12 protein-coding genes are annotated in these 14,272 nt (G+C 63.1%); 1 reads left to right on the forward strand and 11 read right to left on the reverse strand.

Going from position 1 to position 14,272, the window contains the following annotated elements; translation table 11 throughout:
* Positions 1-131 precede the first annotated feature (131 nt).
* Complete coding sequence (locus AC0L2B_RS24585; protein WP_473747141.1) at positions 132-977, reverse strand: outer membrane protein; 846 nt, start codon at positions 975-977, stop codon at positions 132-134.
* A 225-nt stretch (positions 978-1,202) separates the two neighbouring features.
* Complete coding sequence (gene glmM, locus AC0L2B_RS24590; protein WP_091593398.1) at positions 1,203-2,555, reverse strand: phosphoglucosamine mutase; 1,353 nt, start codon at positions 2,553-2,555, stop codon at positions 1,203-1,205.
* Between the two features lie 515 nt (positions 2,556-3,070).
* Between glmM and AC0L2B_RS24595 the strand changes: the two genes are divergently transcribed.
* Entirely contained in the window at positions 3,071-3,736 is a 666-nt protein-coding gene (locus tag AC0L2B_RS24595) for a hypothetical protein (protein WP_473747142.1), read from the forward strand.
* Between the two features lie 442 nt (positions 3,737-4,178).
* Here the strand turns inward: AC0L2B_RS24595 and ftsH are convergent, their stop codons facing one another.
* The 9 genes from ftsH to ybgC all read right to left on the reverse strand — a co-directional run bounded on the left by ftsH (position 4,179) and on the right by ybgC (position 14,187).
* Positions 4,179-6,107: an ATP-dependent zinc metalloprotease FtsH gene (gene ftsH, locus AC0L2B_RS24600; RefSeq protein ID WP_091593402.1), complete on the reverse strand. Its 1,929-nt coding sequence runs from the start codon at positions 6,105-6,107 to the stop codon at positions 4,179-4,181.
* Positions 6,108-6,230: 123 nt separating this feature from the next.
* On the reverse strand, positions 6,231-7,610 hold the full coding sequence (gene tilS, locus AC0L2B_RS24605; protein ID WP_473747143.1) for a tRNA lysidine(34) synthetase TilS: 1,380 nt from the start codon (positions 7,608-7,610) through the stop codon (positions 6,231-6,233).
* 55 nt (positions 7,611-7,665) lie between these two features.
* Positions 7,666-8,733, reverse strand: coding sequence for a tol-pal system protein YbgF (gene ybgF, locus AC0L2B_RS24610; RefSeq protein ID WP_473747144.1), 1,068 nt, complete (start codon positions 8,731-8,733; stop codon positions 7,666-7,668).
* 202 nt (positions 8,734-8,935) lie between these two features.
* The gene (pal, locus tag AC0L2B_RS24615; RefSeq protein WP_128177544.1) at positions 8,936-9,442 is read right to left on the reverse strand and encodes a peptidoglycan-associated lipoprotein Pal; all 507 of its coding nucleotides are present in this window, start codon (positions 9,440-9,442) and stop codon (positions 8,936-8,938) included.
* A 283-nt stretch (positions 9,443-9,725) separates the two neighbouring features.
* Positions 9,726-11,009 (reverse strand): Tol-Pal system beta propeller repeat protein TolB, encoded by a 1,284-nt coding sequence (gene tolB, locus AC0L2B_RS24620; protein WP_473747244.1) that lies wholly within the window; start codon positions 11,007-11,009, stop codon positions 9,726-9,728.
* A 67-nt stretch (positions 11,010-11,076) separates the two neighbouring features.
* Complete coding sequence (locus AC0L2B_RS24625; protein ID WP_473747145.1) at positions 11,077-12,234, reverse strand: energy transducer TonB family protein; 1,158 nt, start codon at positions 12,232-12,234, stop codon at positions 11,077-11,079.
* 7 nt (positions 12,235-12,241) lie between these two features.
* Positions 12,242-12,700, reverse strand: coding sequence for a protein TolR (tolR, locus tag AC0L2B_RS24630; protein ID WP_473747146.1), 459 nt, complete (start codon positions 12,698-12,700; stop codon positions 12,242-12,244).
* A 9-nt stretch (positions 12,701-12,709) separates the two neighbouring features.
* Positions 12,710-13,420 carry a protein TolQ gene (tolQ, locus tag AC0L2B_RS24635; RefSeq protein ID WP_027152907.1) on the reverse strand — a complete coding sequence of 237 codons (711 nt, stop codon included), beginning with the start codon at positions 13,418-13,420 and terminating at the stop codon, positions 12,710-12,712.
* Between the two features lie 293 nt (positions 13,421-13,713).
* Positions 13,714-14,187 (reverse strand): tol-pal system-associated acyl-CoA thioesterase, encoded by a 474-nt coding sequence (ybgC, locus tag AC0L2B_RS24640; protein ID WP_023799989.1) that lies wholly within the window; start codon positions 14,185-14,187, stop codon positions 13,714-13,716.
* Positions 14,188-14,272 lie beyond the last annotated feature (85 nt).

The following is a 14,272-nucleotide window of genomic DNA, read 5'->3' on the forward strand; positions in this document are numbered from 1 at the left end:
TAACCATAGTGGTTAAGTGGCGGTTAAGGATAACAAGGCGTTAGCGAATTGATTTTGATGCGCGTTGCCGCCACAACGAAAAAAACCGCCCGGCTTCTGCCGGGCGGTCCGCAAACCTGCTCTCGAAGCGATTACTTGGTGTAAACCGGTTCGGGTTCGTAGGCGATCGGCTCCGGCTGGGCGCAGTCCGAGTTGCCGAACTGGTAGCGCAGGCCGCCGCGCACTTCGTGCACATTGATGCCCTTGTCACGGCCGGGACCGACATTGCTGTCTGAAGCGTAGTCGAACATCTTGCCGCCCTCGATATGGCTGAAGCGGTAGCCGAGATCGAGCTTGACGCGATCGGTCAGGCAGTAGGAGGCGCCCGCCATGGCCGCATAGGCAAAGCGCCAGCCCTTGCCGCCATGATGCTCGAACTCGCCGTCGATGTCATTGTTGTGCAGCGTGTCCCATTTGACCCAGGCGCCGCCAATGCCGGCGCCGACATAAGGCGTGACGCCGTGCCAGGTGCCGATATCGACATAGGCATTGGCCAGGAGCAGCAGCGCCGTATAGGATGAGTGGTCGGTCGAAGTGCAGGGCGTCTGATTGATGCCGCAGAAGCCGCTGGTCGAGCCGCGGAAATCGGATTTGCTCATCCAGTCCGCGGTCAGGTCGGTGCGGAAGTGCCGGTTGATCTGGTAACCTACGCCGGCGCCGGCCGAGAAGGCGCCCTCCAGCTCGCCGCTGTCGAAGCGGCCGGGATTCTGCGGCGCGACCGCGCTATAAGTGATGTAGTCGCCGCCGCGGAACTTCGACCAGTGGTAGTCGATGTCGCCGCGAATGTACCAGCCGCCATATTCGACCGGCTGCTCATAGACGGGCGGCGGCGGGGCCGGCTCGACCACGGGCGGCTCGACGAAGTCGGCGGCGAACACTGGTCCGGCCACGCCCGCGAGCAGCGCGGCAAAGAGGGCCATTCTTGCTGTATTGAACATGCTTGTCACCCCTGAGAACCCTCGGCACAGCGAACGCGTCCGAATCTGATTGGCTTCAGTCGTGGATAATGAATTGGAAAAGTTAAAACGCGTTTAACCCTATCGCTTAACCATGAATCTCTAAATCTTTCAGGATTTTCGCGTTGTCCGCCAACGATTTGGCGTGCGGACACACGAAAAAGCCCGCCGGAGGGCGGGCTTTTCAACCTGGCAAAAACTGGGGGATCAGGCGGCGCTGCGGGTTTCCGAAATGACCTCGACGATGTCGTTGACGACGGCCTCGACCAGTTGCTGATCGTCGCCTTCCGCCATGACGCGGATCAGCGGTTCCGTGCCGGACGGCCGGATGACGAGGCGGCCAGCCTGGCCCAGGCGGTGGCGTCCATCTTCGATCGCCGCCTTGACCAAAGCTTCCTCGAGCGGCTTGCCGCCGGAAATATGAACGTTCTTCAGCAATTGCGGCACCGGCGCGAACTTCTTCGACAATTCGCTGACCGGTCGGTTCTGCCGCTTGATGCAGGCGAGCACCTGAAGCGCCGAGACGAGGCCGTCGCCGGTGGTGGAAAAATCGGACAGCACGATGTGGCCCGACTGTTCGCCGCCGACATTCAGGCCGTGCGCGCGCATGTGCTCGACGACATAGCGGTCGCCGACCTTGGTGCGGTGCAACTGCAGGTTCATGTCGCCGAGGAAGCGTTCGAGGCCGAGATTGGACATCACCGTCGAGACGACGCCACCGCCGGCCAGCCGTCCGCTCTGATGCCAGGACTCGGCAATCAGCGCCATGATCTGGTCGCCATCGACGATCGCGCCGTTCTCGTCGACGATGACGACGCGGTCGGCGTCGCCGTCGAGCGCGATGCCGATATCGGCGCGTACTTCATGCACCTTCTTCTGCAGGCCGGCCGGATGGGTCGAGCCACACTCCTTGTTGATGTTGAAGCCGTTGGGCTCGACGTTGATGGCGACAACTTCGGCGCCGAGTTCCCACAGCGCCTCGGGTGCCACCTTGTAGGCGGCGCCATTGGCGCAATCGACGACGATGCGGAGGCCCGACAGCGACATCGACCGCGGCAGCGTGCGCTTGGCAAATTCGATATAGCGGTCATGAACGCCGTCGACGCGCTTGGCGCGGCCGAGCCCGTCCGAGTCGGCGAGCGCCAGTTCGATATCCTTGTCGAGCATGCCCTCGATGCGCTCCTCGATCTCGTCGGAAAGCTTGTAGCCATCGGGACCGAACAGCTTGATGCCGTTGTCGTAGTAAGGATTGTGCGAGGCCGAGATCATCACGCCGATGTCGGCGCGCAATGAGCGCACCAGCATGGCGACCGCGGGCGTCGGAATCGGGCCGAGCAGGAACACATCCATGCCGGCGGCGCACAGGCCCGACACCATCGCATTCTCGATCATGTAGCCGGAAAGTCTGGTATCCTTGCCGAGCACGACGCGGTGACGATGGTTGCCGCGCTGGAACGAAAGGCCGGCGGCCATGCCGACCCTCATGGCGATCTCCGCCGTCATTGGAAATCTATTGGCGCGGCCGCGAATGCCGTCCGTTCCGAAATAACTTCCTGCCATGCTAGTCAGCTTCCCGATTGTTCATTGCCGGCACGTCATGCCACACATTGGCCCGAGCCCTATCATCACAATTCATGATTATAGGGCACCATTCCTTAGAAAACTGTTGTCTTGTGTGTTTTGTGTCACGTCAGTGCTGTGATTTTGCCTGCCCTGGTTGCAGCAGCAGCGTTCAGGGACTTCAGTCCGCATCCGGATTCTTTCAAGTGTCAGTCGATAGGCATTGAATTCGGAACCCACAAATCGTGTTGCTCTGGACCGGGCAGTCAGGTCCGCCGCACTGGCCGACCCGCTCGGCCCGTCATGCGAGGCAGTTCCCGGAGAGTGGTCCGCTCTATACAAGTTTTCCGTGCATATGCGCCCAGGAAATTGCCTGGGGGCAGGAGCTGGCAACAAGTTCATCCAAAATAATGCATTTTCCGAAGGGTTTTACGCCATTTGGCCTCTGGCGCAACCATTCGTTGAGTGCTATTGCTTGCTTGGTACATAACGTGAACATCAGAGGGAGAAGACACATGCTTATCCATCGACTTGCAACTTTGACGGGTCTTGCCGTCGTGACTTTATTCCTGACAGCGCCCGCCAATGCGCTGACCATGGCTGAATGCAGCACCAAGTATAACGCGGCAAAGGACGCCGGAACACTTGGCGGGCAGAACTGGAACCAGTTCCGCAAGGCAGAATGCGCCACCGTCGCCGCCGCAACCGACGCCACGCCAGCCAAGGCGAACAGCACCAGCGCTGCAACGCCCGATGCGGCCGCCGCAGCGACGACCAAGGCAGCGGCAACTGCCAATGCAGGCAGCGGCCTCAGCAGGGCGGAGTGCGGCGCCAAATATCGGGCGGCCAAGGCCGGCAACACGCTGAACGGCATGAAGTGGAACGACTTCCGCATGGGCCAGTGCGGTGCCAGTGCCTTCGACGAAGACACCAAGCCGGCAGCCGATCAGGCAAGCCTCACCAGCCAGCCGGAAAAGCCGACCGTCACCGCTCCCCAGGGAGTGACGTTTCCGAAGGCGATCTCCACCAAATATAGCAGCGAAACTCCGGCCAAGGCCCGCATGTACACCTGCCGCGACCAGTACCACGCCAACAAGGGGGCCGGGACGCTGGGCGGCCTCAAATGGATCCAGACCGGTGGCGGCTTTTACAGCCTGTGCAATGCCGCACTGAAGAGCTGATCGGCATCAACATTCGAAGATAGCAAGGCCCGCGAACCGCAAGCTTCGCGGGCCTTTTTTGTTGGCCGACTTTCCAAGAGGCTACCTGCGTTGCGAGGAGCAGCATCGACGCTGCCAATCCCCCCGTCGTGGGGGAGATGCCCGGCATGGCAGAGGGGGGGGCGCGAAGGATCGCTAACCTTCCCATTATTCGCCTCGCTGATTGGGATTAGTTAGCGTGGGCATGGCTGCGCTACGTTGACAGGTCGGCGGGACAGCGCCCCCCTCTGTCCTGCCGGACATCTCCCCCACAAGTGGGGAGATTAGCCGCCATGGCGGCTTTCGCCAATCGCCAACTGCGCGTGCAAGGCCGCGGACAACTCCGGCAGCCCTCTCCAACTTCAAACAGAAACGCCGCGGTCCAGGCCGCGGCGTTTTCGAAATCAATCTTCTGAGCCGAGCCCTAGCTTGACGGCTGAGGCTCCATGCCGCCTTCGGGCTCCGGGCCCTTCTTGCGGCGGCTGCCGGACTTCGGCACGGCCGAGCCCCGGCTCGGCGGCGTGTCGTCGCCGAGATCGCGTGCCGGCTTGTGGCCGGCGATCAGCTGCTTGATCTCGTCGCCGGACAGCGTCTCATATTCCAAAAGCCCCTCCGCCAGCGCGATCCATTCCTTTTTCTTCTTGGTCAGGATGGATTTCGCCGTCGAATAGGCCTCGTCGATCAGCCGGCGCACTTCGGCGTCGATGATCTGCGCCGTCTCTTCCGATACGTTCTGCGTGCGCGCCACCGAATGGCCGAGGAACACTTCCTCCTGGTTGTCGCCATAAGCGACGTGGCCAAGCTTGTCGGAAAAACCCCAGCGCGTGACCATGGCGCGCGCCAGCTTGGTTGCCTGCTCGATGTCCGAGGAGGCGCCCGAGGTGATGTTCTCCTTGCCGAACTTGAACTCCTCGGCGACGCGGCCACCCATCATGATGGCGAGGCGCGAGATCATGTATTTGTAGCTCATCGAATAGCGGTCGCCTTCCGGCAACTGCATGACCATGCCAAGCGCCCGGCCGCGCGGGATGATGGTCGCCTTGTGCAGCGGATCGGCCGACGGCACGTTCAGCGCCAGGATGGCGTGACCGGCCTCGTGATAGGCGGTGAGTTCCTTCTCGGCCTGGGTCATCGCCGACGAGCGGCGCTCGGCGCCCATCATGATCTTGTCCTTGGCGTCCTCGAACTCGGCCATGGTGACAAGGCGCTTGTTGCGCCGCGCCGCCATCAGGGCGGATTCGTTGACGAGGTTCATCAGGTCGGCGCCGGAAAAGCCCGGCGTGCCGCGTGCGATCACCTTGAGGTCGACATTGGGGGCCAGCGGCACGTTGCGCACATGCACCTTCAGGATCTTCTCGCGGCCGACGATGTCGGGGTTCGGCACTACCACCTGGCGGTCGAAACGGCCGGGCCTGAGCAGCGCCGGATCGAGCACGTCCGGCCGGTTGGTGGCAGCGATCAGGATGATGCTTTCGTTGGATTCGAAGCCGTCCATTTCGACCAGCAACTGGTTCAGCGTCTGCTCGCGCTCGTCGTTGCCGCCGCCGAGGCCGGCGCCGCGATGGCGGCCGACCGCGTCGATTTCGTCGATGAAGATGATGCAGGGCGCATTCTTCTTGGCCTGGTCGAACATGTCGCGGACGCGGCTAGCGCCAACGCCGACGAACATCTCGACAAAGTCCGAGCCGGAAATGGTGAAGAACGGCACGTTGGCCTCACCGGCGACCGAACGGGCAAGCAGCGTCTTGCCGGTCCCGGGAGGGCCGACGAGCAGCACGCCGCGCGGAATCTTGCCGCCAAGCCGCTGGAACTTCTGCGGATCACGCAGGAATTCGACAATCTCTTCCAAATCCTGCTTGGCTTCGTCGACGCCGGCGACATCCTGGAAGGTGACGCGGCCATGCGCTTCAGTCAAAAGCTTGGCCTTCGACTTGCCGAAGCCCATGGCGCGGCCGGAGCCGGACTGCATCTGGCGCATGAAGAATATCCAGACGCCAAGGATGAGGATCATCGGCAGCCAGGAGATGAGATAGCTGAACAGCGAATTGGAACCGTCGGATTCGGGGCGCGCGTTGATGGTGACGTTCTTGTCCTGGAGTCTCGAAACCAGCGATGGATCACCCGGCGAATAGGTCTGGAAGCCGGTAGAGGTGTCGGTATAGGTGCCCGAGATGCGGGCGCCCGCGATGGTCACCGTCTTGACCCGGCCGGCCGCGACGTCCTGCAGGAACTGCGAATAGGGGACGTCACTCGCTGCTCCGCGCGTCTGCGGCGTCTGGAACAGATTGAAGAGAGCGATGAGCAGGACCGCTATGATCGCCCAGAGCGCGAGATTGCGATAATTCGGATTCATCAATTGTCCCGTTGGTGTCCGCCAGCGGACACGCGTCGTGAGAGGAAACTTGGGTCTAACATAGGGATGGCGCCCTTCATTGCCAAGCAGAACAGCATGTCGCGGTTAAGCTTTCGCCCATGATCAACCGGCAGTGTGGCCGCCGAAAGGCGAGGCAGGAAGTCGCGGCGCACCGATCAGCGCGGCGACAGTTCCGGCCGGCGCCAGGTCGAAGGACGGCAGGAAGCGGGCAAAGGGCGCGACGACCGGGCATACCGCCATTCCTGGCAAGACCGGGCTGTCGCCAGGATATTCGCTTGCGCGCCACAGCACCGGCTCGGCCGCCAGAGCCGCGCGGACAAGGCTTGGCTGCGTGCCGTTTTCGGCAATCGCCAGTCTTGCGGCACCAGCCGCGCCGAGCGGCGCGATCAAAAATGCACCCGGCTCGTCGCCCAATGTGATCCTCCGGCGACCGTCCCAGAGGGCATTGTTCACGGCAGGCGCAGCGGGCGGCAGGTTGCGGGTTTCGCGACGCAGGAAGATGCCGGCACGCCGCGCATCGACCACCGTCCGCGACAAAGTAGCGCAAAACGGGGCAGCCAAAATTGGGGTTGTGCCAGGAGGTCCGGGCCTCAGCCGGTTGAGCAGCGCCTCGCTGCGAGCCTGACCGGGCAGAAACGCAACGCCGCCGACAGTCGCCAGCAGGATGCGCAGCGCGTATACGGCCGCCGCCTCGTCGACGGCTGTCGCAAAGCCCGGATCGAGACGGACAAGGCCGGCTGCAGGCCTGCGGGCAAAGCCACGGATCAGCGCGGCGGCGCGATGGCCAAGCTGCTCGCGCTCTACCGCAGCCCGCGCGGCCAACGCCAACGCCTCTTCCCGCGCACCATTGCGGTCGGCAAGCGCTGCGCGGATACGCGGCCTCTCGAAAGCCTCGTCTTCATTGGTCGGGTCTTCGGCCCAGCCGACATTCGCGCGCCGCAGGACTTCGCGCAGCGCCGCACGCCGTGTGCCGAGAAGCGGCCGTGCGATCCAGATCCGCCAGTCATAGAGGGTGGCCGGTGACATGCCGGCTAGACCTCGCTCTGGCTCTCGCGCCCCCTCCTGGCGAGCTTGCCGCATCAGCACCGTCTCGGCCTGGTCGTCGGCCGTGTGGCCGGTCAGGATCAAGCCGATACCTTCCGCCTGAGCCGCCTCGGCCAGCAGCCGGTAGCGTGCCTCTCGCGCGGCAGCCGGCAGACCGGTCGACGGCTTGCGCCCGGACCAGAGCAGGATGCGGTGGGCAATGCCGCGCCCGGCGCAAAGCCTGGCCACGGCCTGCGCTTCCGCTGCCGAGCCCGGCCGCAGAGCGTGATCGATGGTCACAGCCAGCAATTTCGTTGCCGGCGCGGTACGGTCGAGGTGATCTTTGAGGAGAAGGAGGAGGGCGGTCGAGTCGCTGCCGCCGGACACGGCCGCAACAGCGCCGCTGGTAAAGTCGATCTGCGAAAAAACCGAACGGTCAGGCTCGGTTTCGGGCGTCAAAGCATGTCGCCCAAAAGTCGCCCCGGCTTTGGGGCAACGACGTGCAGGAGAAAAACTAGCACGCCGCGAGCGCCCTTTCCTGCTTGACGCGTTCCTTGAGCGCGCCGGAAACGTTCGGATAGCGCTTGCCGATTTCGCCGAAAGTGGCGCAGGCCACGTCGCGCTGGTTCAATCCGACCAGCGACACACCGAGCTTCAGCAGCATGTCGGGAGCCTTCTTGGCCTTCGGATAGTCCTTGCTGGCGGCGAGAAAGGTCTCGGCCGCGTCGCGGTATTTTTGCTGGCCGAGCAGCGACTCACCCAGCCAGTAATGCGCGTCCGCCGTCTTGGCGTCCTTGGGGAAGCGGGCGATGTGGTCGCGAAAACCCTGTTCGGCAGTGCCGTAGTCGCCCGACAGGACGAACTGATAGGAATTGCGGTAAAGCTCCTCCGGGTCGTCGGTGGCGGGCAGCGCCGCGACCACCGTATCGTCGGACTTGCCGGCCTGCGTGCCAGCGGCCTGGTCGCCGGGGACAGGGGCGGTGTTCTGCGCCGGTGCATGTGCCTGCGTGTTGCCCTCGATCACATTGCCGTTCTTGTCGACCGTGATGGTGCCGAACGTCTTCGGCGGCGTGCCCGGGATCACCGCGCCGGGTTCGCCTGTCGGTGATTCGACGATCACCTCGCCGCTCTGGCCGCCGGCGGGCGGTGTGCCCGCATCGGCCGGGGCATGCGTCGCCGGAGCCTCGGCGACGCTGCTGTCGGTGTTGGTGGTGGCGTCCGACTTCTTCTGCTCGCGTGGCTGCTGCGCGCCTTGTGAGCCGCCTTCCAGCTGCTGGAAACGGAACTCGTTATCTTCCTGCTGCTTGCGGATCTGCTCCTGCATCTGCAGCACCTGGAAGTTGAGCTCCTCGATCTTGCCGTTCATTTGCCGGAGTTGTTCCTCCAGCGCGGTAGTGCCGGTGCCATCCTGCGCAAATTGCACCTGATCCGGTTTCTTTTTTTCACCGAAAATGCCGAGCGTCGGCAGGCGGAAAGAAAAACCGCTTTTTTCTGTGCCTTGCTCATTGCCTACTGCCGGGGCAGCGACGCTTGATACGAGCAGCAACGCAAGCGTGCCGCTCAAGACCGATCTGAAATGCATGTGCCTCTCGCCGTGGATTGTTTGCCTGTTGCATGCCTTCCGATCGGAGTGGACCGTCAGGCGCCTCGGTTATTACCAAGGACGCAGGACTTCGGCCAAATTTTGTTTCAAGTCCCACATCCGGGCGCCGGACATGAAAAAGGCGGCCGCAGCCGCCTTTCACACGTAGGTGTTGCATTTCTGCCGATCGGAAAATTGCCGATCAGGAACCGGCGCCGCTGATCGTGGTGACGGCGCGGCGGTTCTGCGACCAGCAGGAGATGTCGTCGCAAACCGCGACCGGACGCTCCTTGCCGTAGGAAATGGTCTTCAGGCGCTGGCCGGAAACACCCCTGGCGACGAGAAAATCGCGGGTGGCGGCGGCGCGGCGGGCGCCGAGCGCCAGATTGTATTCGCGCGTGCCGCGCTCGTCGGCATGGCCTTCGATGACGATGGCATACTGCCGATACTGATTCAGCCATTGCGCCTGGCGCGAAAGCGTCGTCTGCGCGTCGGCGCGGATCGAGGACGAATCCGTGTCGAAGAAGATGCGGTCTCCGATGTTGACGGTAAAATCCTGGGCCGATCCGGGCGTTGCCGCCCCGGCGCCGCTGAGACCGAGATCGGCGGCGCTGTTCAGGTTCTTCTTCGAGGCGCAGCCGGCGATGGCGAGCAACGCCACCAGCGCGATCATCGCCGGGTTTCTGGTAAGTGCTGCGATACGGCCCATGCCGCCTCTCCTTCGCAATTCGAGTGATTTCGTTGATCGTCCAGTAACCACGTTTGGGTTAACCGGCGTTCAAGAAACACGGTTAAAATTTGGTTTCGGCTGCCGTCCGCAACCGTTTGCCGAGCGCCGCCCGAGGGATCCACAATGTGCGCGGACCGTAGGCAGAAATGCGGCTGAAACGCGACCAGGCCGTGGAAAGAGCGAATTGAAGAGTTGAGGAATCCCTTTTTCTCCATCTCTTCAATTCTTCAATTCCTTAATTCCTCATTTCTCCAATTCCCACTTACTCGAGCAGCGGCGACCAGGCCGGGTCCGAAGCAAAATTCGCGGTCGGGATCGGCTGTTCGTTGCGGCCGGTGAGATCGACCGAAACGAGTTTCGGGCCGCCGGCTGAATCGCGGAAGAACATCAGCACCCGGCCGTTGGGCGCCCAGGTCGGCCCCTCCTGCTGGAAGCCGGTTGAAAGGATGCGCTCGCCCGAACCGTCGACGCGCATGACGCCGATCTGGAACTCGCCGGCAGTCTGCTTGGTGAAGGCGATGAGGTCGCCGCGCGGCGACCACACCGGCGTCGAATAGACGCCGTCGCCGAAGGAGATGCGGGTCTGGCCCGAACCGTCGGCGCCCATCACATAGATCTGCGCGCGGCCGCCGCGGTCGGAGGTGAATACCACCTTGCTGCCATCCGGCGAATAGGACGGCGAGGTGTCGATGGCCGTCGAGTTGGTGAGCCTGGTCGTCGAGCGGCTTCTCAAATCCATGGCGAAGATGTTGGAATTGCCGTCTTCGCGCAGCAGGCTCATGATCACCTTCTGGCCGTCGGGCGAGAAGCGCGGCGCAAAAGTCATGCCGGGAAAGTCGCCGACCAGTTCGCGCTGTCCGGTCTCGATCTGCAGCAGATAGACCTTCGGCTGGCCGCTTTCATAGGACATGTAGGTGATTTCCTGCCGGTTCGGCGAGAAACGCGGGGTCAGCACGATCGACCTGCCATCCGACAAATAGCGGATATTGGCGCCGTCCTGGTCCATGATGGCGAGGCGCTTCTTGCGCGCGTTCTTTGCGCCCGATTCGTCGATGAAGACGACGCGCGTGTCGAAATAGCCTTTCTCGCCGGTCAGCCGCTCATAGATAGCGTCGGCGATGATGTGGGCGACGCGCCTCGTATTGGCGTCGTTGGCGAAGAACTGCTCGCCCGACATCTGCTGGCCGGCAAAGGTGTCCCACAACCGGTACTGGGCACGGACGCGGCCATCGGCCTCCTTGCTGACGCTGCCGGTGACCAGCGCCTGGGCGTTGATCACCTTCCAGTCCTCGAAGCGGGGCGCGGCATCCGGGTTGGAGATCTTTTCGATGAAGGCGCTCTTGTCGATCGGCGCGAACAGGCCGGAGCGTTTCAGGTCTGCGCTGACGATGCCGGAAATCTCCGCGCCCAACGCATCGCCGCCCTGGAAATCGGTGATGGCGATCGGCAGCGGCTCGACATTGCCTTTGTTGACATTGAGCTCAACGAGCGCCCGCGCTGGCAAGGTGGCGGCGGCAGTCATGCCCAGCGCCATCGCTACGATCATCAGGAGCGGCTTGAGGATGGATTTCATATCTTCTCGCTTCTCTTCAATGTTTCTACGGGCGCCAGGCTCATAAGCCCAGCATCTCCCTCGGATCGAACGTGACCCGGACGTCGGCCCAGATGTCTTGCTTGCCTGCGGGAACCTGCAGGCCGGCGACATCGCATTTCTGAACCGCGCGCACGGCACTTTCGTCGAACGGGCGGTTGCCGCTCGACTGTTCGACAGATGGCCGTCCGTCCAGATTGCCGGAGGCGTCGAGGTTGAACCGGACTACAACGATGAAATTCTCCGAACCCTCGAGCCCCACCGGCAGGGTCCAGCAACCGCCAAGCTGCGCCTCCAACGCGCCCTGTTCCGATCTCGAAAGCTTCTGACCCTGGTTTTTGTCGCCACCGAGCGATGCCTGCTGGGTCGAGCGCTTGGCGCCGCCGCCGGACGGCTTGCGCTTGTCGAGCAGCGCCGAAATCTCGTCGGCATTGAACTGCTTGTCTTCCGATTTCGGCTTCGACGAGGCCTCCTTGACCGGCTTGTCGGCGTCCTTGCGCTCGGGCGCCTTGGCGCTTTCGGCCTGGGCCGGCTGCGGCTTCGGCCGCGCCTGCGGGGCGGGCGCCGAGTCCGGAAGCTGCGTCTCCTCGCTTGGCGGCTCCTGGGCAATCGCTTCGGCGACGGCGTCCGGCTTGACCTCGGGCTTCGGGTCGATGGCGGCGGTCTTGTCCTGCGGCGGCGTCGGCGCCGGCTCCTTGGCCGGCGTCGGCTTGGGCTCCGCCTGCTTGACCGGCTCCGGCTTGACCTCTTCCTTCGGCTGCGGCACCGGTGCGACCTCCGTCGCCGGAACAGGCTTCGGCGGCTCCTTCGGCTTCGGCGCGTCCTCGGGCTTGGGCTTTTCTTTCGGCGTCGGCGCCGGCGGCGGCGCCTCAGCCTTGTCGACGGGCTGTGGCTTGGGATCCGGCGTCGGCGGCTTGTCGGTATCGACGCTGGCGTCGCCGACCGTCTTCGCGTCGGCCACGATGTCCGGGCGCTGGGTCGGCAATGGCGCCGGCTTTTCGCTCACCGCAGCTTTCTTGTCGCCTTGCTGTAGCTGCGCGATCGCTTCCATCGGCACGATTTCGACCGCCAGCGACTCGGCATCGGACGCCGGCAACGCCGCCGGCGCCGACAGCGTGAACAGGCCGAAGCCGATCGCGACCGCATGCAAGATCACCGATGTGGTGAGGCCGGTTCTCATTTAGCGTCTACTGATCCTGTTCCTGCAACGAGACCAGGCCGATGTTCTTGTAGCCGGCGGCCGAGATACGGGCCATCACCCTCATTGCCGTGCCATAGTCGGTGGACTTGTCGCCGCGGATGAAGATGCGCTCGTCATAGCCGGTCTTCGAAATCGCCTGCAGCTTCGCCACCAGTTCGTCAACCGGGATTTCAGTCTCCTGGAGATAGATCTGGCCGGCAGAGTTGATGGAGACGGTGATCGGCTGCGTGTCGACATTCATCGCCTTGGCCTGCGTGTCCGGCAGGTCGATTGGCACGCCGACCGTCAGCAAGGGCGCGGCGACCATGAAGATGATCAACAGCACCAGCATCACGTCGACCATCGGCGTGACGTTGATTTCCGATATCATGGCGTGATGGCGGCCGCGCCGCCTGTGGCCGCGACCACCGCGTCCCCCGCCACCCGCGCCTACAGACATTCCCATGATTGTTCCTCAGGCCTTCTGCGCGACTTTTTCATCGATTTGGCGCGAGAGTATGGCGGAGAACTCGTCCGCGAACCCTTCCATGCGCACGGCGATCTTGCTCGCGTCCGACGACAGCTTATTGTAGGCGATGACGGCGGGGATAGCCGCCAGCAGGCCTATTGCCGTGGCCAGCAGCGCCTCGGCAATGCCGGGTGCGACCACCGACAGGCTGGTATTCTTGGATGCCGCGATCGCCTGGAACGAGGTCATGATGCCGATCACGGTGCCGAACAGGCCGATGAACGGCGCCGCCGAGCCAGTGGTGGCGAGAAAGCCAAGCCGTCCTTCCAGTTTTTCCATTTCGCGGGTCAGCGCCAGGTCCATCGCCTTGTCGATGCGGGTCTGCAGGCCCAGCGGCGATTTCGCCCCCTTCTCGAAACTCTTCTTCCATTCGCGCATGGCGGCGACGAAGATCGCGCCCATGCCTGACGTCTTGCGGTCTGCGAGCGTGCGGTAGAGCTCTTCCAGCGACTGCCCGGACCAGAACACCTGTTCGAAGCGATTGAGCGCGAGCCGCATGCGGCCATAGGCGACGAGCTTGTCGACGATGATCGCCCAGGTCCAGATCGAGGCGCCGAGCAGCCCGATCATGACCAGCTTGACCACCCAGCCGGCCTGCGTGAACAGCGCCCAAATCGACAAATGCGCGCCCGGTTCGGCGAGTGCGATATTTTCCATGGTTACGTCCTTAAGAATTTTCCGGGCACGGCTGGCGGCTGGCCCATAGGCATCCCTTGCAATCCGTTCGCGCAAAGCTTGCGGAATAACCCCAAAATGCACCGTAGGCGGCCTTTTCAGGGCAAATCTTGGTGAAAGGAAGGCGCTGGATTCCTCCAATCTTCACCACTCTCTTCATGAACCGTTATGGTTAAGGATGGGTTAGGACGCACAGCGCGGCGCATTGCCGCGCCTTGGGCGAGCCACCTGGCATCGTCAGCGGATCATTGGGATCGGTAACTTGCCGATTTGAACTACCGATTTGTCTTGGGCATGAAGGTTGCGATCCATTCCTTCGGAAAGCGCCTTGGCCGGCCGTTCTCGCCGATGATCGCCGCCTCGACCCGCGCCTCGACCAGCACCTCGCCGCCGCGCTTCAGCTGCTGCGCCATAAAGATGCGGGCGCCCGAAATGTCCTCGGTGCGCGTCTCGATGGTCAAGACATCGTCCATGCGGGCGGAGCCGCGAAAGTCGATCTCCATGCGCCGCACCACCCAGATTATTCTTTCGCCGTGCTTGCCGTCGGCAAGCTCGGTGTGGTGGACGCCGGCAAGCCTGAGATAATCGGAACGGCCGCGCTCGAAGAATTCGAGATAGCGCGCGTGATAGACGACGCCGGAGAAATCGGTGTCGGCATAGTAGACCCGCGCCATCAGCCGGTGGCCGAATTCGGTCAGCGCGCCGGAAAGCCCGGCGCAGAGCGCCGCCGATTCACCATGATCGTCCATCGCGCTTTCCTTTTTTGGCCTGGCCGGGCACCTAAAGCGCGACGCGGTTCAGGTTCCGGGCGCGTCGTTGTCCCAAAACCGCTAC

The organism is Mesorhizobium sp. WSM4815 (assembly GCF_055811575.1).

Bases quoted from the DNA above. Each gene is read 5' to 3' on its own strand.
- AC0L2B_RS24595 (WP_473747142.1), top strand. From the start codon at position 3,071: ATGCTTATCCATCGACTTGCAACTTTGACGGGTCTTGCCGTCGTGACT.
- ybgC (WP_023799989.1), bottom strand. From the start codon at position 14,187: ATGGACGATCATGGTGAATCGGCGGCGCTCTGCGCCGGGCTTTCCGGC.
- AC0L2B_RS24625 (WP_473747145.1), bottom strand. From the start codon at position 12,234: ATGAGAACCGGCCTCACCACATCGGTGATCTTGCATGCGGTCGCGATC.
- pal (WP_128177544.1), bottom strand. From the start codon at position 9,442: ATGGGCCGTATCGCAGCACTTACCAGAAACCCGGCGATGATCGCGCTG.
- ftsH (WP_091593402.1), bottom strand. From the start codon at position 6,107: ATGAATCCGAATTATCGCAATCTCGCGCTCTGGGCGATCATAGCGGTC.
- glmM (WP_091593398.1), bottom strand. From the start codon at position 2,555: ATGGCAGGAAGTTATTTCGGAACGGACGGCATTCGCGGCCGCGCCAAT.
- tolB (WP_473747244.1), bottom strand. From the start codon at position 11,009: ATGATCGTAGCGATGGCGCTGGGCATGACTGCCGCCGCCACCTTGCCA.
- tolQ (WP_027152907.1), bottom strand. From the start codon at position 13,420: ATGGAAAATATCGCACTCGCCGAACCGGGCGCGCATTTGTCGATTTGG.
- tolR (WP_473747146.1), bottom strand. From the start codon at position 12,700: ATGGGAATGTCTGTAGGCGCGGGTGGCGGGGGACGCGGTGGTCGCGGC.
- ybgF (WP_473747144.1), bottom strand. From the start codon at position 8,733: ATGCATTTCAGATCGGTCTTGAGCGGCACGCTTGCGTTGCTGCTCGTA.
- AC0L2B_RS24585 (WP_473747141.1), bottom strand. From the start codon at position 977: ATGTTCAATACAGCAAGAATGGCCCTCTTTGCCGCGCTGCTCGCGGGC.